Source organism: Niallia sp. WK069_GA_01, assembly GCF_983173855.1.
Genome location: NZ_OZ470138.1, coordinates 1,965,329 through 1,987,035, shown reverse-complemented (window position 1 = coordinate 1,987,035; position 21,707 = coordinate 1,965,329). Strand labels below are relative to the sequence as shown.

At 35.4% G+C, this 21,707-nt stretch carries 19 protein-coding genes and 1 other annotated feature (1 of these 20 cut by a window edge); of the genes, 5 read left to right on the top strand and 14 right to left on the bottom strand.

Annotated elements, in window-relative coordinates; translation table 11 throughout:
* Nucleotides 1-146 precede the first annotated feature (146 nt).
* Entirely contained in the window at nucleotides 147-1,265 is a 1,119-nt protein-coding gene (ispG, locus tag AC5LWL_RS09325) for a flavodoxin-dependent (E)-4-hydroxy-3-methylbut-2-enyl-diphosphate synthase (RefSeq protein WP_493434057.1), read from the top strand.
* Nucleotides 1,266-1,498: 233 nt separating this feature from the next.
* On the opposite strand, the gene AC5LWL_RS09320 is transcribed toward ispG, so the two are convergent.
* On the bottom strand, nucleotides 1,499-1,843 hold the full coding sequence (locus AC5LWL_RS09320) for a DUF4190 domain-containing protein (RefSeq protein WP_493434056.1): 345 nt from the start codon (nucleotides 1,841-1,843) through the stop codon (nucleotides 1,499-1,501).
* A gap of 795 nt (nucleotides 1,844-2,638) precedes the next feature.
* Here AC5LWL_RS09320 and AC5LWL_RS09315 point away from each other — a divergent pair.
* Nucleotides 2,639-3,226, top strand: coding sequence for a 5' nucleotidase, NT5C type (locus AC5LWL_RS09315; RefSeq protein WP_493434055.1), 588 nt, complete (start codon nucleotides 2,639-2,641; stop codon nucleotides 3,224-3,226).
* Between the two features lie 559 nt (nucleotides 3,227-3,785).
* On the opposite strand, the gene zur is transcribed toward AC5LWL_RS09315, so the two are convergent.
* Nucleotides 3,786-4,208: a zinc uptake transcriptional repressor Zur gene (gene zur / locus AC5LWL_RS09310; protein ID WP_493434054.1), complete on the bottom strand. Its 423-nt coding sequence runs from the start codon at nucleotides 4,206-4,208 to the stop codon at nucleotides 3,786-3,788.
* 386 nt (nucleotides 4,209-4,594) lie between these two features.
* Here zur and AC5LWL_RS09305 point away from each other — a divergent pair, with 386 nt between their 5' ends.
* Nucleotides 4,595-4,849, top strand: a complete 255-nt coding sequence (locus AC5LWL_RS09305; RefSeq protein WP_493434053.1) for a DUF2624 domain-containing protein — start codon at nucleotides 4,595-4,597, stop codon at nucleotides 4,847-4,849.
* Between the two features lie 300 nt (nucleotides 4,850-5,149).
* Here the strand turns inward: AC5LWL_RS09305 and AC5LWL_RS09300 are convergent, their stop codons facing one another.
* The gene (locus AC5LWL_RS09300) at nucleotides 5,150-6,043 is read right to left on the bottom strand and encodes a deoxyribonuclease IV (RefSeq protein WP_493434052.1); all 894 of its coding nucleotides are present in this window, start codon (nucleotides 6,041-6,043) and stop codon (nucleotides 5,150-5,152) included.
* 111 nt (nucleotides 6,044-6,154) lie between these two features.
* A complete protein-coding gene (locus tag AC5LWL_RS09295; protein WP_493434051.1) occupies nucleotides 6,155-7,465 on the bottom strand; it encodes a DEAD/DEAH box helicase in 1,311 nt (436 codons plus the stop codon).
* A gap of 468 nt (nucleotides 7,466-7,933) precedes the next feature.
* Here AC5LWL_RS09295 and vrrA point away from each other — a divergent pair, with 468 nt between their 5' ends.
* Nucleotides 7,934-8,512: a VrrA/YqfQ family protein gene (gene vrrA / locus AC5LWL_RS09290; protein ID WP_493434050.1), complete on the top strand. Its 579-nt coding sequence runs from the start codon at nucleotides 7,934-7,936 to the stop codon at nucleotides 8,510-8,512.
* Between the two features lie 430 nt (nucleotides 8,513-8,942).
* Entirely contained in the window at nucleotides 8,943-9,881 is a 939-nt protein-coding gene (locus tag AC5LWL_RS09285) for a 4-hydroxy-3-methylbut-2-enyl diphosphate reductase (RefSeq protein ID WP_493434049.1), read from the top strand.
* 133 nt (nucleotides 9,882-10,014) lie between these two features.
* Here the strand turns inward: AC5LWL_RS09285 and AC5LWL_RS09280 are convergent, their stop codons facing one another.
* The 10 genes from AC5LWL_RS09280 to glyQ all read right to left on the bottom strand — a co-directional run bounded on the left by AC5LWL_RS09280 (nucleotide 10,015) and on the right by glyQ (nucleotide 21,530).
* Nucleotides 10,015-11,130, bottom strand: a complete 1,116-nt coding sequence (locus tag AC5LWL_RS09280) for a Nif3-like dinuclear metal center hexameric protein (protein WP_493434048.1) — start codon at nucleotides 11,128-11,130, stop codon at nucleotides 10,015-10,017.
* Nucleotides 11,127-11,834: a tRNA (adenine(22)-N(1))-methyltransferase gene (locus tag AC5LWL_RS09275; RefSeq protein ID WP_493434047.1), complete on the bottom strand. Its 708-nt coding sequence runs from the start codon at nucleotides 11,832-11,834 to the stop codon at nucleotides 11,127-11,129. Before AC5LWL_RS09275 ends, AC5LWL_RS09280 begins: the two co-directional genes overlap by 4 nt.
* A gap of 98 nt (nucleotides 11,835-11,932) precedes the next feature.
* Nucleotides 11,933-12,460, bottom strand: a complete 528-nt coding sequence (locus AC5LWL_RS09270; protein ID WP_493434046.1) for a hypothetical protein — start codon at nucleotides 12,458-12,460, stop codon at nucleotides 11,933-11,935.
* Between the two features lie 405 nt (nucleotides 12,461-12,865).
* Complete coding sequence (gene rpoD / locus AC5LWL_RS09265) at nucleotides 12,866-13,990, bottom strand: RNA polymerase sigma factor RpoD (RefSeq protein WP_493434045.1); 1,125 nt, start codon at nucleotides 13,988-13,990, stop codon at nucleotides 12,866-12,868.
* Nucleotides 13,991-14,032: 42 nt separating this feature from the next.
* The gene (gene dnaG, locus AC5LWL_RS09260) at nucleotides 14,033-15,847 is read right to left on the bottom strand and encodes a DNA primase (protein ID WP_493434044.1); all 1,815 of its coding nucleotides are present in this window, start codon (nucleotides 15,845-15,847) and stop codon (nucleotides 14,033-14,035) included.
* A 57-nt stretch (nucleotides 15,848-15,904) separates the two neighbouring features.
* Complete coding sequence (locus AC5LWL_RS09255; protein ID WP_493436577.1) at nucleotides 15,905-16,297, bottom strand: YaiI/YqxD family protein; 393 nt, start codon at nucleotides 16,295-16,297, stop codon at nucleotides 15,905-15,907.
* A gap of 582 nt (nucleotides 16,298-16,879) precedes the next feature.
* On the bottom strand, nucleotides 16,880-17,704 hold the full coding sequence (locus AC5LWL_RS09250) for a pyruvate, water dikinase regulatory protein (protein ID WP_493434043.1): 825 nt from the start codon (nucleotides 17,702-17,704) through the stop codon (nucleotides 16,880-16,882).
* Nucleotides 17,705-17,722: 18 nt separating this feature from the next.
* Nucleotides 17,723-18,349, bottom strand: a complete 627-nt coding sequence (ccpN, locus tag AC5LWL_RS09245) for a transcriptional regulator CcpN (RefSeq protein WP_493436576.1) — start codon at nucleotides 18,347-18,349, stop codon at nucleotides 17,723-17,725.
* Between the two features lie 231 nt (nucleotides 18,350-18,580).
* On the bottom strand, nucleotides 18,581-20,647 hold the full coding sequence (gene glyS / locus AC5LWL_RS09240) for a glycine--tRNA ligase subunit beta (protein ID WP_493434042.1): 2,067 nt from the start codon (nucleotides 20,645-20,647) through the stop codon (nucleotides 18,581-18,583).
* 1 nt (nucleotide 20,648) lies between these two features.
* A complete protein-coding gene (gene glyQ, locus AC5LWL_RS09235) occupies nucleotides 20,649-21,530 on the bottom strand; it encodes a glycine--tRNA ligase subunit alpha (RefSeq protein ID WP_493434041.1) in 882 nt (293 codons plus the stop codon).
* A 109-nt stretch (nucleotides 21,531-21,639) separates the two neighbouring features.
* Nucleotides 21,640-21,707, bottom strand: a binding site (T-box leader) (it continues 106 nt past the right edge of the window).

The window sequence follows — 21,707 nt, the reverse complement described above, 5'->3', positions numbered from 1 at the left end:
GCTATAAAATAAAACAGGCTGTAAAAATCAGCAAGTTCCTTGTCAATCTTTGTGTTTCATTGTTACAATAGGAAAGTGATTTAAATGATAAAATACTGTAATACTATATATTTGGCGTGTCCAATGTTTAAAGGAGCGAATCACCATTGAGTGAATTAATACATCGTACTAAAACCCGTCCAATTAAAGTTGGTAATTTAACAATTGGGGGAAGCAACGAGCTTTTTATCCAAAGTATGACAACAACAAAAACACATGATGTCGAAGCAACTGTTGCAGAAATAAAGCGTTTAGAAGAAGCTGGCTGTCAAATTGTCCGTGTGGCTTGTCCAGATGAACGTGCAGCAGATGCGATTGCAGACATTAAAAAACAAATTAATATACCGCTTGTTGTTGATATTCATTTCGATTACCGTCTAGCTCTAAAGGCTATTGAAGGCGGCGCGGATAAAATCAGAATTAATCCAGGGAATATCGGCAAAAGGGAAAAAGTAGAAGCAGTTGTAAAAGCAGCAAAAGCAAAAGGAATTCCTATTCGAATTGGTGTAAATGCCGGTTCCCTTGAAAAAAGAATTCTCGAAAAATACGGTTATCCAACTGCAGATGGTATGGTGGAAAGTGCTCTCCATCATATAAAAATATTAGAGGATTTAGACTTCCATGATATTATCGTATCCATGAAAGCTTCCGATGTAAACTTAGCTATAGAGGCATATGAAAAGGCTGCTCAAGCTTTTGACTACCCATTGCATCTTGGGATTACGGAATCCGGGACACTATTTGCCGGCACCGTAAAAAGTGCTGCAGGATTAGGGGCAATTCTTAGCAAAGGAATTGGAAATACACTTCGTATTTCTTTAAGTGCTGATCCAGTAGAAGAAGTGAAAGTAGCCCGCGAATTGCTAAAATCATTTGGACTATCGTCTAATGCAGCAACCCTTATTTCTTGTCCAACTTGCGGAAGAATTGAAATTGATTTAATTTCCATCGCAAACGAAGTAGAAGAATATATCTCAACGATAAAAGCACCTATTAAAGTAGCAGTACTTGGCTGTGCAGTCAACGGACCAGGTGAGGCAAGAGAAGCAGATATCGGCATTGCCGGTGCTCGCGGAGAAGGATTACTATTCCGTAAAGGAAAAATCGTCCGCAAAGTTCCTGAAGAAATCATGGTCGAAGAATTAAAAAAAGAAATTGACATTATCGCCGAAGAATATTTTGCAAAAAAAGCTGCTGAAGAAGCAGCACAAGTAGAAATAAAATAAAAACGGACGCTTCCTTAAAGTACAAGGAGCAGCGAGGAGGCTCTTCGCTTGCCAGCAGGAAAGCAACCTGTATATTCTGACTGCGGACGCCCAAAAGCACTTTTCAGGGTATCCTATCCTAAATACATGGAAACTAAAATGTATCCATCTGTCAGTTAAAGCAACAGCCCATACAAAAATAAGATAATAAAAAACCGCTCAAAAGCCAATGTTTTGAGCGGTTTTTTCATTATTTAAAAGAAGGGAGCAAGAAATATTCCAATGATAATGGAGATTGCTCCTAAAGAGATTGCCCATGTTCCAAGGCTTAACGCTCCCCTTCTTCTTGCAACAAACCCTAAAACTATTCCTACTGCTCCTAAAACAATCGGCCATACAAATAAGGATATAATGGATAAGATTAACGCTGTTATTCCTACCCCTTTGCCTCCTTTTTCTCTTTCCGTATCGCGATCATTATTATACGTGATAGGGGCTGCAAATTCAGCAGAAGTTTCTTCTAAAAAATCTTCATCTGATATACCATGTTGCTCTCTATCCCGACGATCATATTCTTCATTGCTGTTATAGTCTGCCATGATGAATCCCTCGCTTTCATTAATAGGAGCATTTATTATCATCGCCCATTTCGTCTTTTTTATAGCTGTTAATGATTTACTCTATTAACAGCTGTTTTACTAATACATGATAACTGGCGTGTTAATTAACGAGTAACTCCATAAAAAAGTTCTTTAAATTCTGGAACCGGTCCCACTATGGTAATGCTTTCGTGTAATATGGGACAGGATCCAGAATTTTGGTTTTTGATCTGGATTCACCCTTTATCGGACAAACTTCCCTCATTTCTCAGTTGTTTTGGTCCTGATTCATAATTCTCGAATTTAATCAGGTAAAATTCACCAGTAAAAAAAATACTTAACGTTTCACAGGATAAGTCTGTCTAATTTCAGATAATCAGCACCCTTGACATGATAAGATTCCATTACGTCAATAATAAGACAAGAAAAAAAGTTGCTTAAAAGTTGTTGAAGGATCCTATAAGAAAATCAGCAAAACACTTGTGGAGAAACCAAATAGCAAATTTGAAGCACAGATCTGCCAGAATACACGAAGACGACCGCGGAAATCGAGGACGCCCGCAGGAAAACGAATTATATATAGCTGCGGACTCATTGAGAGTGCACTCCTCTTTTCAGGGTAGCCTAAAATCAGTCAAAAAAACCAATACAAAGAACTCTCCTCTCTATTAAGAAGAGAAAACCTTTCGATATCCACTTTATTTTGTTAAGCTTATAGAAGGAAACAATAAAATTTTTATCAAAATAGGATAATCTTACAAACATTCAATTTTACTGTAAACAAAGGAGTACATAATGAAAAAATTACGATTTGGAATTGATATTGATGGTACGGTGACAAGCCCCTCCACCTTCGTACCCTATCTAAACGAAAGCTTTCAATTAAATATTACCTTAGATCATATTAAAGAATATGATTTATATCCACTTGTAAATATACCAAAAGAAGAATTTAATCAATGGTTTATAGACAATGAACCCCGTATTTATGCAGATTCCCCTCTCGCTGAAGGTGCTAGTTACGTTTTGCGTAAATGGGCAGAAGAATTTGAACTATATTTTATTAGTGCAAGAAGTTCCCATCTCTTAGAAATAACAAAAAAATGGTTTTTAACAAATCAGCTTTCATTTGATCATATCGATTTAATTGGTACACATCACAAAATTGCCGCTGCACAAAAATACGAAGTAGATATATTCTTTGAGGATAAACATGATAATGCAGTTATGATACATGAAGAGTGCGGCATTCCAGTTATTTTATTTGACACTCCATACAATAGAGATCCTATCCCTGAAGGAGTAATTAGAGTAGCAAGCTGGAATGAAGCTTACGAATGGGTAACAAATTGGGCAAAATCTAAATCTTCCGTAAATACTTAAGAGTCACAAAAAAAGAGGCTGAGACATAACTAAATAGATAATAGGTAGAGACGAACATTCTCTAATTTAGCACTTAAATGGTTACTTCCCTATACTGGTTACTCATGTTTTTTCATATAGTTAACCCAAACCTTGCACCTTCAAATTCGTCTGCAAGTCTTGATATTACTCGGTTTAAGAACAATAAAATGGGAGGCTTGTTTTTTATTGTGGGGGGTGCTTTCCACTACGGGTTGCTTCGCTTTCCGCGGGGTGGGAGCTGAGCCTCCTCGGCGTTGCCTTGCGGGGTCTCAGCCTTCCCACATTTCCCGCAGGAGTCTTCGCACCCTCCGTTACAAGCAACCTGTTTTAGAATACGTTCTTGTCTTCGAATTTCATTACAAGGTATGATGACTAAACACTAGTAGCGTTGATTTTCAGCGCGAACCCCACGGAAAGCGAAGTGTATGCAGGCTGCGGGTGATTACCACAAACCTTACATAAATAAAAAACCCAACCATGATACGAAATATTTTTTCATCTTCGTATCATGGTTCGGGTTTATCTTCAGCTGGAATACTTATGCCCCAGCTTCTTTACAATTAGGACATTTCCCGTATATTTCGAATTTGTGTCCAGAAACATCATAGCCTTTTAAACTATCTGTTAATTCTTCCATCGGACATGTTATAATTTCTTTTGTTTTCCCACACTCTAAACAGATAAAATGATGATGATGTTCTTGATGGGAGCAAGTGAAACGAAAGTGCTTTTCTCCGCTTAATTCTGTCATTTCAAAAATATTCATTTCAACAAATAAAGACAAATTACGGTAAATCGTATCAAAACTTAATCCAGGGTAATCCTTTTTCAATGCATCCAGCACTTCTTTTGCTGTTAAATATTTGTTGCTTGTTGCAAATAATTCAAGCATATCTTCGCGTTTATCTGTATGTTTGTACCCTTGTTCCTTCAATAATTCTAAAGCAAATTGTACATTCAATTCTCCCATCTCCATTTGTATCTATATTTTTCTCGAAATAATTTGTTATTAACGTAGTCCATACATATCTAGAATATAATCGTTTTATTTCCATTATCCCATATTGTAATGGTTACGATTTATCTAAAACAGTATACAAGAAGCGCTTGTATAAAGCAAGTAACACTTTCCTTTCACAAGACCATTCTTTAAAAACCTCGTTGTCTACCTTCCAGCACAAAGCAGCACTCCAACAATAGACAAGATTTCAATAATATAGTTACGAAGCGGCTCAGTAGAAATTGAAGTATATTTAGGCTGTTGATTTTCATCACACCATGAACTTTTCAAAAAAAATAGGCACAATTCACCCATTTAGTTCATATGTTAGAATGGGGAGTGATGACATGAAAATTTTTGAAAATATTATCAACCATAAGATCAGCAATATAACTTCGACAGAGCTATTAAAATATAGCAAACAATTTAAAATTGCGATTTCTGATGATGAAGCAGTAACGTTAGCCAACCATTTAAATGGAAAAAAAATAAATATTTTCAACCCAACTGAACGATCTAAACTAATCAGAGACATAGCCAAACTTACTAGTCCAGCAACAGCGAAAGAAGTTAACCAATTATTTAACCTTTTTGCCAAGTAATGCTTTTGCTTGCTACATAAGAACAAATTACATGTAGACATAGCAAAGTAATTTTTAGCATAGAGCAGTCAGAGTACACGAAGACTCCCGTGGGAAAGCGAGACCCCGCAGTGAATGAAACGAGGAGGCTCAGGCGTAGCCCACAGGAAAGCGAAGTGTATTCTGACTGCGGACTGTGCCACTTTTCAGGGTAGCCCCAAAAAAGAAACCTTCCAACATAGAAGGTACTTGTAGACATATTTTATTTGCGGAGGCTTCGCACAGATCGAGTAAAACCCAACAGTTTGAAGCCTCCTTATCTTATCCGATCAAAATCTCATCCAATAAATTGGAATTAAATACTTGTTTTTTTAACATGTCAATTTCATGTTTATATGGTGCTTTTTTATTTTTTTTATCTTCTCCAACATAAGGAGTTTCTAAAATCTTTACAATCTCCATCAGTTGTGGATGATGAACAATTTTATTTAGTGCATCAAAGCCAATATGACCATATCCAATGTTTTCATGGCGGTCTTTCCTCATGCCTTGAGCATTTTTACTGTCATTAATATGCAATACTTTCAGTTTTTCTATACCGAGAACTTGATCAAACTCAGCTAATACCCCGTCAAAATCTTCGACAATATTATAACCGGCATCATGTGTATGACATGTATCAAAGCATACGGACAGTTTATCATTATAAGTAACCCCATCCATAATCATTGCTAGCTCTTCAAACGTCTTCCCACATTCTGATCCTTTTCCCGCCATTGTTTCTAACGCTATTTGAAGGTTCTCTTTGCCAGTTAACACTTCATTCAAGCCCTCAATAATTCTTTTTATCCCAATCTCCGTTCCAGCTCCAACATGGGCTCCTGGATGTAAGACAATTTGTTTCGCCCCTAAACTTTCCGTTCTTTCAATCTCGGAACGCAAAAAATTCACGCCAAGTTCAAAGGTTGCTGGATTGGTTTTATTCGCAATATTTATAATATACGGAGCATGAACAATAATATCTGTAATTCCATGTTCCAGCATATGACGATGACCAGCTTCTATATTTAAATCCTCGATTTTTTTTCTTCTAGTATTTTGTGGTGCACCAGTATAAATCATAAATGTATTGGCACCATATGAAACGGCTTCTTCACTAGATGCTAAAAGCATTTTTTTACCGCTCATGGAAACATGTGAACCAATTTTCAGCAATCTAACCTCTCCTCTACTGTTTATTCTATCAAATGCTTTATCTCATAAAAGAAGTTAAAAACACTTAATTAGAGAAACACAGATAAAGATGCTATCTGTGCTGACAGTTTATTATTTTCGTTTACTTTTCATCCGTCTTTCTCTCTTTTTAATGCTTTCTACTTCCCTCTGCATTTTCTTTTTGTAGCCTGGTTTTACTTTTTTGGGTTTTTGTACTAATGATTTTGCTTTAGCATCTACGTCATCTGTTTGTTTTTGACGTTTTTTTCGACGATTTCTATCATCAATGGAAATCCATTCTCCATTTTTTAAATCCATATTCTTAAATTCTATGCCTTGTTTTTCAAGTTGGTTTAATGCATCCTCATCTGAAGTTTCATAAATTGTTAATGCAATACCAGAATATCCTGCACGAGCCGTTCTTCCTACACGATGGACATAAAAATCCAAGTCCGTTGGAAGCTCATAATTAATAACATGGCTTATTCCTTTAATATCGATTCCCCTTGCAGCTAAATCTGTAGCGATAATATACTGGAACTCCAAATCCAATATTTGTTTCATTACTTTTTTTCTTTCTCTCGGGCTTAAACCGCCATGCAGTCTTGCCACTTTTAAACCTTTATTTGCAAGACCAGCCGCAACTTGTTCACACATTTGCTTCGTATTCGTAAAACAAATAGCCAAATATGGGTTGTAACTTGTCAAAGCATCATAAACGGTTGTTATTTTATCTCGATGCCTAGAGGGAATTAACACATGTTCAATGTTAGCTGCAGTCAATTGCTTTGGTTCAACATGAACAAAAGTTGGATTTTCTAAATATTTTTTTAAAAATGGTTTCAATTTTTCAGGAATGGTTGCTGAAAAAACAAACATACTTAAATTCTTTGGCATTTTTGCAGCAATTTGATCTACATCTTCAATGAAACCCATGTCCAGCATTAAATCAGCTTCATCAACAATTAAAATGGATGCTGTAAATACCAATAATGCTTGTTCTTTTACTAAGTCATTAATTCTTCCTGGAGTTCCAACCACGATATGCGGCTGCGCTTTTAATTTTTCAATTGTTCTTTGTTTATCTGTTCCCCCAATAAATAAGCGGGATGTAATGGTTGAATCAGCATGTTTTGTTATTTTCAAAATTTCTTGATGAATTTGAGTCGCTAACTCTCTTGTTGGCGCTGTAATTACTGCTTGTACTTCTTGTTTTTCTGGGTTAACTCTTTGGAGAATCGGCAATAGATAGGAATGGGTTTTTCCAGTACCTGTTTGCGACTGCCCAATTGCACTTTCTCCTTTAAGAATTAATGGTATTACTTTCTCTTGTATTTCTGTTGGTTCATAAAACCCTAATTCATCTATAGCTTTTATAATAAACGGTTTTAATTGATATCGATTAAATTTTGTTTCACTCATTTTTAAACTCCTTCATAGCAATGCAAAAAAAACGAAAACAAGTCTTATTTTCAGAAGGCTAATGCCGTTAAGAGGGTTATTGGCATAAAAACTATCTGAGCCTATTATTTAATTTGTTCTTTTTTGCTCACTTGTTCATCATGTTATTATAATAAAGTTTTGCACAAAAGACCACTTTTATATTTTTTAGTTTTGACATTTTAACATTTTTTTAGTATGAAAATGGTCGGGATTTCCTTACTTAATAACAATATAACATTTGAAACTGTTGTACGTTTTTTAGAGGTGGTTCAAAAAGGAAAGTAAAAAGGACACACATTTAAATCAATATCTTCATATTGAATGGTTTGATGAAAATTTTTAATAAAAAATGCCTATTTATTTCGCCATATGTTCCGCATAAATCCTAAACAAAAACTTCATTCTTGCATACTCTATAAAGTAGTAAAAGTGAAAGGAGGCAAAGATATGCCACCAAGACCACGTAATCCGTACCAACGAGGCATGATGGGTGGACGAATGATGCAACAGCCTGGACCAGCTAATTTCCGTAATCCGATGATGGGAGGAGGACCTCCTGCTAGAAATGGAGGCGGGGGCGGTATTCTTTCTAAATTAATTGGCGGCGGAAACAGCAGTGCTTCTACAGCTACAGGAAATATTGCAAATGCTGGAGCTAGAAGTGCAAGCTCTGGCGGTGGGATACTGAAAGCAATCACTAATCCCGCTTCCATCAATGGATTCCTTGCCAATTCGCAAAAATTCCTTAATACAGCAAGCCAGTTCGGTCCAATGATCAATCAATATGGCCCTATGGTTCGTAATATTCCAGCCATGTGGAAATTATATAGAGGGTTAAAAAATACTGCGTCTTCCGATGATGATACAGCTGGTACAACTGAAAAACCTATTGAAAAGAAAAAAAGCATTCCAGCTAAATCTGCATCAAAAGAGGTGTCTATTGACTCTACTGGTATAGAGGAATGGGAAACAGCAGATACACCTGAAAAACCAAAAGGTCCTTCTCTGCCAAAATTGTATATTTGAGAAATGCTTCATACTTACTTTCATACATCCCAGGCTGTTCGAAAGTACGTTTCCCCATCGACAGCCTGAATTGTTTTTTCTTATTTAAAGAATAAACGCGAATTGTTTGCCATCTATGACGGACAGTACCTAAGTTTTTCACCTTGTATTGTCCTTCATAAGACAATTTGGTTGGCAACATTCAGGTTCTCCCTCTCTCCTCCTTTGATTTTGTCTATTGTATTTGTGCACCCACAAAAAAGACAAGTCTTCATTTACTTTTAAAAACGTTTATCTCCTTCAAGCTTTTATAATTTTAATACTTTGTCATCTATACATAAGTTCTATATAATAGAAATGTTGCATATTGTAACTCGTATTATTTGATGCTGAAAATTTCCAGCAGACAAAAGAATGATAAATAGAAGTGCCTGGCGGGAGGAATTAAAAAATGAAAGTAATTAAGATTGCCCCAAGGGGTTATTGTTATGGTGTGGTTGATGCGATGGTAATAGCCCGAAATGCGGCTTTAGATAAAACATTGCCACGACCAATATATATTCTTGGCATGATTGTTCACAACAAACATGTAACGGATGCATTTGAAGAAGATGGCATCATTACATTAGATGGGCAAAACCGAAAAGAAATAATGGAAAAAGTAGATAAAGGCACGGTTATATTTACAGCACACGGTGTCTCTCCTGAAATAAGAGAAATTGCCAAACAAAGAGGTCTTGTAACATTGGATGCAACATGCCCCGATGTGACAAAAACACATGATTTAATTAGAGAAAAAGAAAAAGAAGGATATTTTATTATATATATAGGAAAAAAAGGGCATCCAGAGCCTGAGGGTGCGGTTGGCGTTGCCCCGCATGCAGTAGCATTAGTTGAAACAATTGGAGATGTAGAAAAGTTAGAAATTAGCCAAGAGAAAATTCTCGTAACCAACCAAACAACGATGAGCCAATGGGATGTTGCTGACTTAATGGAAGCGATCAAAACGAAATTTCCAGATGCTCAGTTCCATAAAGAAATTTGTTTAGCAACTCAAGTTCGCCAAGAAGCGGTTGCACAACAAGCTGGTGAGGCTGATGTTCTAATTGTTGTAGGCGATCCAAAAAGCAATAACTCTAATCGACTGGCACAGGTATCAATGGAAATTGCCAATACAACCGCTTATCGTATTGCTGATATTTCTGAACTTCAGCTGGATTGGATTAAGGATGCTAAGGTTGTAGCAGTTACTGCTGGTGCTTCGACTCCTACTCCCATTACAAAGGAAGTAATAAACTTTCTTGACCAATATGATCCTGCAGATGAAAACACATGGAATCGCGAGAAAAAAGTTCCTTTGCATAAAATACTGCCAAAAGTAAAAAGATAAAATAAAATGCAAAAATGACCGTACAGCAATTTGAGTGACATAGGCAAGTTATCTTTTATAAAAACAAAAAAAGCAGAAAATGTCCTCTATCAAAGGATATTTTCTGCTTTTTATTTAAACCGGTAAAAAAATATTATACAAACTGAAATGGATCTGTATCAATTTCAGAAGGGAAAATATGAACATCATACCCTTTATCCCTACACATGTTGGTTAATACATGTGTAACGCCTTTTTTCATTACTTTTTCCACATTATGTCCAGGATCTATAATATTCAAACCTAAAGCCTGTGCATCATGGGCGACATGATAATACATATCTCCAGTAACATACACATCTGCTCCTTTAAACAGGGCTTGAGAATAATACTTATTCCCATCTCCACCTAAAACAGCAACCTTTTTGACTTTTGCCTGTAAATCCCCAACTACACGAACACCATCTACTTCCAACGCCTTTTTCACATGGTTGGCAAAATCAGAAAGTGTCATTTCTTCTATCGTACCAATTCTTCCTAACCCAAATTGTTCTCCCTTTATTTGAAGATCATAAATATCATAGGCAACCTCTTCATATGGATGTGCCTTTATCATCAATTTTATTATATGTTTTTCTAATGAGGCAGGAAAAATAGTTTCTACTTTTATTTCCTCTACGATCTCTAGTTTATCTTGTTCTCCAATAAATGGGTTTGTTTCTTTTCCTGGTTTGAATTGACCTTTTCCTTCTGTCTCAAAAAGACAATGCGAGTAGTTTCCAATTGCTCCAGCTCCTGCATTTCCCAAAGCAGTTTTTACTTCCTCTGCACTATTTTTTGGTACATAAACAACTAATTTTTTTAACTTATCCTCATAAGTAGGTACAAGGACTTTTGTATCTTTCACCCCAAGTGCTTCACTCAATAAGTCATTTACTCCACCTATTGCAACATCTAAATTGGTGTGAGCAGCATATACAGATATATCATGCTTAATTAATTTTTGCATTAATCGTCCTGAAGGGTTATCACTTGTAATTTTGTTTAAAGGGCGGAATATTGGCGGATGATGGGCAATGATTAAATTCACCTTTTTGGCAATGGCCTCGTCTACGACACTATCCAACACATCTAAAGCAATCATAACATTTTGAACCGGTTTGCTAAGATCCCCAACTTGCAATCCAATCTTATCTCCTTCTACTGCATATGCCTTTGGAGAATATTGTTCAAATAAAGAAATTATTTCAAACCCGTTTATTTGTTTCATCTTAATATCTCCTTCACCATGTTTATTTTCCACTCTAATTCCTGCATTTTTGTTCTATTTTCATCTGAATTAGATGCTGTTGAAAGTTGTCCAAGAACTCTCTCCCAGTTTTTCCATTCAGCAGACCATTTTTTTTGAAAGGCTTGATTTTTTTCTTTCATAAGTATTGGTCCCAATACTAATTCATTATTCAAATTGGAAGAATAAGGTTTATTCGGTATTCCCTGTTCTGCAATTAATACTTCATATATCTTTCCATCTTCTTCTAGTATTTCTTCATCCACTAATTCCCAACCATTTTCAAGCAGCCAAATGCGGATGGAATAGGCATGTATATTTGGTTGCAGAACTAAACGTTTTACTTTAGAAAGTTTGTGTTTTCCTTGCTCAAGGATTGTAGCAATTAGAGAGCCTCCCATTCCTGCAATAGTAATACAATCTACTTCTCCAGCTTCAATCACTTCTAATCCATTTCCCTTTCTAACGGAAATAACTGATTCTAAGCCCTCTTGCCTAACTTGTTTACAAGCTGATTGAAAGGGACCTTCTACCACTTCACCCGCAATCGCAAAGACAGCTTTCTTTTTTTTCAACATATAACAAGGCAAATAAGCATGATCTGATCCTATATCTGCAAACTTTGCTCCATTTGGTATATATTCTGCCACTGTTTCTAAACGCTGTGATAATTTATCTGTATTCATTTTATCCCCACATTTCATCTTTATCTCTTATATTATAGCTTGCTTCTACTAGAAAAAGTTCTTATTGCACAGCAAACTAGCGAAAGGATTTATACAAGTTATACTATTTTGATTAGAAACAAACAACCTATTATTACAAATCCTATTATGGAAGAAATCGTAAAATATAATAATTTATATTTTTTCCCAAAAACAAACCAAATAACACAATTAATACATAAAACAATCGATACATAATTAAAATTATGTGAAAAAAAATAGAAAATCACATATACACTTGCTAGTAATACAATCAATGCCGCCACAGCGGCAGGTATATCAACCGCACTGTTTTTATGCCTATAAAAATAAATGCCCGCTATACAAAAAGTTAGAAAAATTAGGGAAATAGCTATTTGCAAAATGAAAGACAATTCAGTAAAATATAATAAAACTATTGTTGCAGGAATGAATAATAAAAAAAGTCCGCTGTATTTATGCTTCGCTTTTTTCGTTCCTTCTTGTATTGGTTGATTTCCTTCTGTATATAGGGATAATAAATAATCACAATAATGTTCTGGGAGCATACGATTTTCTTTCCAATAAACAATTTCTTTAATAATCACTTTTTTTCTATTATCATCCATTTTTTCACGTCCTGAATTATGATGAAGGCAATGGCAAGATAGTATGTACTATTTTTTCAAAAAAGCAGACATGATTTTTGAGAAGATTTCCTTTTTCATAAAAAAAAGAAATAGCTACTTCTATTGTAAGAAGTAAACTATTTCTATACAATCCGTCTCTTTAACGTTGCGAAAAATATTCCTACAATTAAGAATGATGAATTTTTCTGAAGCTTGACGGATTACTAGCGACCGATAAGCTTCGATAAAATGAAATGAACGCGCTTAGAGTCGATTTTCCTTTTTATCTGCTTATCGGCCAGCTCCCAGCCCTTTAAAAAAACATATTGGGCTTCTGAAAGTGTCAAACGCATTCGGAAGCAAAAATATATTTTTCTTACGGACTGAACAAGGTACTACGATTTCTTACTCTAAGAAATCTTTTAATCGTTTACTTCTGCTTGGATGTCTTAGCTTTCTTAAAGCTTTTGCTTCAATTTGACGAATTCGCTCTCGTGTTACGCCAAATACTTTGCCGACTTCTTCAAGTGTGCGTGTACGGCCATCATCTAGGCCAAAACGAAGTCGTAATACATTTTCTTCGCGATCAGTTAAGGTATCCAAAACATCCTCTAGCTGTTCTTTTAATAATTCATAAGCAGCATGCTCTGAAGGAGAGGTAGCATCTTGGTCTTCAATGAAGTCACCTAAATGCGAATCGTCTTCTTCCCCAATTGGTGTTTCCAAAGATACTGGCTCTTGAGCAATTTTAAGAATTTCTCTTACTTTATCTGGAGTTAAATCCATATCTTCTCCAATTTCTTCAGGCGTAGGTTCACGGCCTAAATCCTGAAGCAGTTGACGTTGAACACGAATTAATTTATTTATCGTTTCAACCATATGAACGGGTATACGAATCGTTCTTGCTTGGTCTGCTATTGCTCGTGTAATTGCTTGGCGAATCCACCAAGTAGCATACGTACTAAATTTATATCCTTTGATGTAATCAAATTTTTCAACAGCTTTTATTAAGCCCATATTACCTTCTTGAATAAGATCTAGGAACATCATTCCGCGTCCTACATACCTTTTGGCAATACTGACAACTAAACGTAAATTGGCTTCTGCAAGGCGGCGTTTTGCTTCTTCGTCCCCTTTTTCAATACGTTTCGCCAAATTGATTTCTTCTGCTGCAGATAATAAATCAACTCTGCCGATTTCTTTTAAATACATTCTGACCGGATCGTTTATTTTCACACCCGGAGGAACACTTAAATCATTTAAATCGAATTCTTCTTCCCCTTTAGCAAGTTCTTGTACATTAGGAGCTTCATCTTCCGTATCTCCAATTAAGTCGACACCTTGATCTCCTAAAAACTCATAAAACTCATCCATTTGATGGGAATCTAATTCAAAGCTAGCTAATTTTTCAGCAATATCATCATATGCTAATACACCTGTTTTTTTACCGACCGCTGTTATCTGTTCCTTTACCTGATCAAGGGTCAATTCCGTTTCAACCGTTTTTGAACGGGCTGACTTTTCAGCCATATGTCCCCCTCCTTCCAAAAAATCAAGACTAATCCATATCTATTATTTTAGTGCTTTTTCCAACTGCAGAACTTCCATGCCAATTTGAGCGGCTTTCACATAGTCCTGCTGCCGTTCAGCTTCTTTTTGCAATGTCTTTTTTTCTTTTATTTGCATGATCTTTTCATAATTCAACATTTGTTTCATGTAATCCATTAATTCTTGATCATTTATTTCTTCATTGAGGTTCATCATCTCAATGTCTACTACCATTCGCTTTAATTCATTATCCGTAATGAAGTTAATAAATGAACTTGTATCTGAGCTCTGCCCTTTTTCATAATAAGCTAGCAGATACGTAAATATTGCTTGATGTTCATCAATATTAAATGTTTTCCCCTGCAGAAACTCCTGCACTTTAAAAGCAATATCTTCACTTTTCAGCATATGCGCAAGCAGTCTTCTTTCTGCAGTATGAAACGCAGGCAATAAATTTTTTACTGGTTTTCTTACACTATATTGCTTTACAGGTGCACTAATGCTTTTATTTGAATTATTTCTTTGTAAAGAATCAGCAAGCTGCTTCTCCTGCTGTATAAGTGCTTCTAAAGAGATCGAAAACTCAGAGGCAAGCTGTCTTATATAAATGTCTTTTTCAACAGCCTTATCAAGTTTAGCAATTTCTCCTAGTACTTCTTCTATATACTTGAGCTTATCTCCTTCATTTTGAAGATTTTTACCTCTCCGATAATAAATTAGCTTAAAACTCATATAAGAAATACTATTATGAAAAATTTCATGCTGTAATTTTTGTTCCCCAAATTTATTGACAAAATCATCAGGGTCCATTCCATCTGGTAATAAAACTACTTTAACAGAGCAATTTGCTTTCGTTAAAAGCTGCCCTGCACGATATGCTGCTTCAATTCCAGCAGAATCTGAATCATAACAAATCGTAACTGTTTGGGCATTCCTCTTTAAAAGACCTATGTGCTCATCTGTTAAAGAAGTACCCATAGTTGCGACACCATTTTCTATTCCTGACCTCGAAGCAGCAATACAATCGGCAAACCCTTCAAAAAGAACGGCATGTTGATGCTTTCGAATGTTCTGCCTCGCCATATGAAAATTATAAAGTGTACTGCTTTTATTAAAAATTGGTGTTTCAGGACTGTTAAGGTATTTGGGATGTGCATCCCCTAATGCTCGCCCTGAAAAAGCAATTGTACGACCATTGCGATCCATTATAGGAAAGATAATTCGATCTCTAAAACGATCAAAATACTTATTTTCCTTTTCGCTTTTAATGATTAACCCTGCTTTTTCCATCCATGTAACATCATATTTTCTTTTCCCTAAAAACTTTACTGCCAAATCCCAAGTTTGCAGTGAGCAGCCAATTTGGAACTTCTCAATAATAGGGATGGTAAAGCCTCGATTCAGTAAATATTCTAAAGCATGTTGACCATCCTTTGTATTTACTAATAAATGATGATAAAATTTAGTTAACAAATCATGAGCATCCAACATCTGCTGTAAATCATCTGGTATACTTTTTTTCTGTTCAACATCAGTTAATTCCATACCAAGATCAACATTTGCTCTTTTTGCTAATTTAGCGGTGACTTCTTGAAAAGAATAGCCTTCTAAATCCATCAAAAACGAGAATACATTTCCACCAGCATGACAACCAAAACAGTGAAATATTTGTTTTTCCGGTGAAACAGAAAATGATGGAGTTTTTTCCCCATGAAACGGACATAATCCTAAAAAATTACGTCCTTGTTTTGTTAATTGAACATGCTCACCAATAACATCCACAATGTCAATTGCTTGTTTTATTTCATTTATTTTTTCTTCAGGAATTAGCCCTGCCATTTAAGCCATCTCCCTATAAACTAAACTTGCCTATATAGAGGTATTCGACATGAATTGTTATTCTCCTTCAATTTTCGACAAAATCCTCATTAAATTTCTCTTGAATCGTTGGCGATCGTCATCAGTAAATGGTTTTGGCCCTTTCCCATAAATACCTCTTCTTCTCGCTTTAGCAGATAAATAGCGCAAATCTAAAGCAGTATGGATGTCCTTCTCTTCTATAACCTTTCCCCTTGGAGATAGAACATACACCCCTTTTACCAAAAGAGTAGAAGCTAAACCAATATCCTGTGTGATAACAACATCCTGTTGTTTTACTTTATTCATAATAAATAAATCAACTGCTTCTTTGCTACTATCTACAAATTTCCAATTTGCACCATCTTGTTCACTTTTCATATGAGCATAAGAGGCAATAAATAATAGTTCGAAACAATAACTTTTAGTAATTTCGACAATTTCCTGCTTAACTGGACAGGAATCGGCGTCAACATAGATGGTATGTTTCCCTATTGTACTACTTATTCTACATCACTCCACATATTCCTTCTTCCAAATTTTTTTTCAATAAAAGAAGTATTGTCGAATTTTTTTTATCTCATTTTCTTGACTTCTAACAATAAATAGTTTATTCGTAATTAATCAACTCTAAACCTAAATATGATATTTTTTATCACAATTTTTTATTATAGTGCATAAACATAAGAATTTCCATCATTTTCTCTCTAAAAAGATACTTACTACATCTAGACTTCATAATTATACGCACATTTTATAAAAATAGTAAAAAAAATAAGTCCAAAGAATACCTGCGACAATAGAAAGACCTTGTCCTGTTAGACAAAGTCATATTTTTTATCTTTGATAGGTTGTTCAAAAAGTCCGGTAAAAATGACACATCGAATTTCTTCGTTAGCTTACTTTTCCGCTTCTCACGTATTAACAGCATACGTTCCGATACTCAAAGTTAAGCCGCCTCGAACTTCTTGGTCCTTTTTATCCTCTTTTTTGAACACGCACTTTAATAAAAAATTAAGAATTATGTTTTGTTCGATGGTATAAATTAAAAATAATATTAGCCGTTTCTTCTACTGCTTTGTTGGTCACATCAATAACAGGACAGCCAATACGATTAACAATTCGATCGAAGTATTTAATTTCATCCTGAATCCGTTCGATTTTAGCATAGCTTGCACTATCACTTAAACCTAAAGAAATTAAACGTTCTTTTCGAATATTATTCAATTTTTTCGGACTGATTTTTAGACCGAAGCATTTGCTTGCAGGCAGCTGAAAAAGTTCTCTTGGAGGATCTACTTCTGGGACAATAGGAACATTGGCAACCTTCAGCCTTTTATGCGCAAGAAACTGCGAAAGTGGTGTTTTGGATGTTCTTGATACACCAATCAATATAATATCTGCTTTTTCCAAACCTCTCGGATCTCTTCCATCATCGTATTTAACTGCAAATTCAATTGCCTCAACTTTTTTATAATAATCATCATCTAGTTTTCGTACAAGTCCTGGTTGAAATAAAGGTGTTTTGCCCCAAAGCATTTGAAACTGATCAATAATTGGACCAATAATATCACAAGCATATACTCCAGCGTCTCTTGCCAATTCACTCATATATTCTCTCATTTCAGGCTTAACAAGCGTATATGCAATCATTCCATTTTCTAATTTAGCTTGGAGAACAACCTCATGAATATTGGATAAATCTTCTACGAATGGAAATCTTTTTATCAGGACATTTACATTAATGCCTGAAAATTGGCTGATTGCTGCTTTCGTAACTAGTTCTGCCGTCTCCCCTACGGAATCAGACACAACATAAATAATTTGTTTTTCTTCCATCTATTGCTTCCCCCTCTTCTACAATCGTTTTTCTGCAAGGACAACTAATGCTTTTGTAAGATTTGTTTTTGTCACTCTTCCTATTACAACAAGACCTTTTTCTGATTTTTTCACAACAGGAAGGGCGTCAATTTCTCTTTCGATTAATTTTTTGCCAACATTCACTAATAAGTCCTCTAAGCAACAAAATGTAATATTTGGCATCCTTGTCATCATAATAGTAACAGGCAGGGCTGTTAAATCTTGTTTTCCAATGCTTGCACGTAAAAAATCCTTTCGTGAGACAACTCCCACTAAAATGTCCTGATTATCTACTACAAACACAGTTCCAACATCTTCTGTAAACATGGTAACAATCGCATCATAAACAGATGTATTCTCTTTCACCACTACAGGTTTGGAATAATAATCCTTCACTAATAACTTTTGAATATTTTCCGTTAATAATTGCGCCGAAGTTTTTCCAGTATAAAAATAACCAACTCTAGGTCTTGCATCTAAAAAACCCGCCATTGTTAAAATGGCAAGATCAGGACGTAAGGTTGCTCTCGTTAAAGATAATTTATCAGCAATCTGTTCACCCGTTATTGGGCCATTTTCTTTTACAATTTTTAAAATCTCGTTTTGCCTATTATTTAGTTCTATTTTTTATTCACCACCTTCATCATAAAGGAATGACTGCTGTACAAGTAGCATGAGCCATCACAAAAAAAGAAAAACGGTAATAAAAAATTAAGAGGAGTATTTTACACTCTAGTATGCTGCCTATTATAAAAAAATAAAGATGGCATGCTGAAAGCTTTCACTAAAAATATATTATTTAGTGAAAGCTTTGTTCAAGAGAGTATTTTCCTAGTTATGGGTTATTTTCCTGCACTACTTGACAATTACTTCATTTACATTAGCAAACGACTTTATTATTTCCGCCAACTTCACCATTTGATTCAAACGATTTTCTTTCAGTTTTTCCTCTTTTGCCATTACCATCGTATGATCAAAATAATGTGTAATATTTTCTTTTAAAGAGAATAGCAGCTGGAAAGCATCTTCTTCATTATTGGTTTTCTCTAATTGTTCTTTTACAGATAAGTAGCTATCATATAACGAAGATTCTTGTTCATTTTCAAACAAGCTTTGTTCCACTTCCCCTGCTACAACTGCTTTATTAGAAATATTTATAACACGGCTTAACGCTTCCATGCCTTCTTTAAAATCTTTTTCTTCTTTATGTGCTTCTAGTACTTGCGCTCTTCTTATTAAACTGGCAATATTCCCGACTTCATTTCCAAGAACTGCTTCGATTAGATCATAACGAATTCCTTCTTCTTGCAGAATATGTTTAATACGCAGTTTAAAGAAAGCAATAATATTTTGATATAGCTCTTCTTCAGAAACTTTAAAGGAATTTGTACAGTTGCTGATTGTCAGCTTTACAAGCTCTTCTAATAGCAAGTTCCAATCTTTATCCCTTAATGTTTGCACAATGCCTGTAGCCTGTCTTCTTAATGCATAAGGATCTTGAGAACCTGTTGGAATAAGACCGATACTGAAGAACGAAACAATTGTATCTAACTTTTCTGCAATGGAAAGTACTGCTCCTTCCTTGCTTGGCGCTGTATGATCATCTGCATGACGAGGCATATAATGTTCGTTTATTGCTTTAGCAACTTCAGTTTTTTCCCCTTTTTGAAGGGCATATTTTTCTCCCATTAATCCTTGTAATTCTGGGAATTCATAGACCATATTTGTAACAAGGTCGAACTTGGCAATTTGTGCTGCCCTTGATGCATTTCGCTTTTCTTCTTCATTAAATTGCAGCATCACTGTTAATTTATTTGTTAATGAACGAACCCGATCCACTTTCTCTGCCAACGTACCAATTTCCTCGTGATAAACAATGAATTGGAGTTTCTCTAATAATGTTTCAATCTGTAATTTTTGGTCCTCTTTATAGAAAAATGCAGCATCAGCAAGTCGTGCACGCAACACTTTTTCGTTTCCTTTTGCTACTTTTTCTAAATGCTGATGATCGCCATTTCTCACCGTTACAAAAAACGGCAGCAATTCACCTTGAGAAGATTTCACTGGAAAATAACGTTGATGCTCCTTCATGCTGGTAATAAGCACTTCGTTCGGCAAGTCTAGAAATGATTCTTCAAACTTCCCAAATAACGCAGTTGGGTATTCTACAAGATTTGTTACTTCTTCCAATAAATCTTCATCTACTGGAATAACCCAGTTATTTTCTTCTTCTAATTTTTTAATCTGGGAAACAATCGCCTTTTTTCGTTCTGCTGCATTTGCCACAACAAATTGGCTCAATAATATTTTTTCATAATCACTTGGATGCTCAAATGTAATTTCTCCTCCAAGGAACCGATGCCCTAATGAAGTATTCCCAGTAGTAACATTGGTAATGCTAAACGGAATGATCTCTTCTCCAAATAATGCAACAAGCCATTTGATTGGACGAATGTAGCGCAGATCATTATTTGCCCATCGCATATTTTTTGGAAAGTTCAAGCTTAAAATAATTTCCTTTAATTCTACTAACAGCTCTTTTGTTGCTTGCCCTTTAATAAATTTTTTGACATGTGCATATTCAACGCCGTTAATTTCTTTAAAGAAAATATCTTCTACTGTCATTTGCTGGCCTCTTGTAAATCCAGCAGCTGCTTTTGACCACTCGCCTTTTTCATTCAGAGCAATTTTTTTTGCTGGTCCTTTTGCTTCTTCTTCCACATCTTTTTGTGCTTCTTCCAACTCACTAACAAGCACAGCCAATCTTCTTGGTGTCGAAAAAGCTTGAATAGCTTTGTATGCTAATTGCTTTTCATTCAGCCATGCTTCGACTTTATCTTTTAATGCATTCATACTGCTAGTCACAAAACGCGCTGGCATTTCTTCTAAACCAATTTCTAATAACAAGTCTCGTTTGCTCATGTTATTTAACCTCCTTGCTTTTTAAAATTGGGAAACCTAGCTTCTCTCGTTCTTCATAAAATGTTTTCGCAACCTTGCGAGCCAAATTACGGCATCTTCCAATATACCCTGTTCTTTCCGTTACAGAAATTGCACCTCTAGCATCAAGAAGATTAAAAACATGAGAGCATTTTAATACATAATCATAGGCAGGATGAACCAGTCCTTCATCCATTTGTCGATGTGCTTCTTTTTCATAAATGGAAAATAAGTTAAAAAGCATATCAGGATCTGAAGTTTCAAATGTATATTTACTATGTTCATATTCCGGCTGATAAAAAATATCCTTTACTGTAAAACCATCTGTCCATTCTAATTCAAAAACGTTTTCTTTATCTTGAATATAGGATGCAAGTCTTTCAATTCCGTACGTTATTTCAACTGAAACAGGTTTGCATTCTAACCCGCCAACTTGTTGAAAATAAGTGAATTGAGTAATTTCCATTCCATCTAACCAAACTTCCCAACCAAGACCTGCACAGCCTAATGAAGGATTTTCCCAATTATCTTCTACAAAACGAATATCATGTTCCAACGGATTGATTCCTAATGCTTTTAAAGAGTCCAAATATAATTCCTGAATATTATCCGGTGATGGCTTCATGATCACTTGAAATTGATGATGCTGATATAAGCGGTTTGGGTTCTCTCCGTATCTTCCATCTGCCGGTCTTCTAGATGGCTCTACATAAGCAACATTCCAAGGTTCTGGCCCTATTGCCCTTAAGAAAGTATAAGGACTCATCGTTCCGGCGCCTTTTTCCACATCGTATGCTTGCATAAGAATACATCCGTATTCCGACCAATGTTTTTGCAACGTTAAAATCATATTTTGAATATTCATTGCTTAACTCCACCTCCAAAAATAGGTACATTATTACTAGCATAAGGGCTTCTTTTTCTTATCAAATAAGATGAAAAAACAAAAAACTCCCGCCCCTATGCTTTTATAGCATAGGGACGAGAGTTAACCCGCGGTTCCACCCTATTTGCTGCAAAATTACAGCCACTTTCCGTTAAG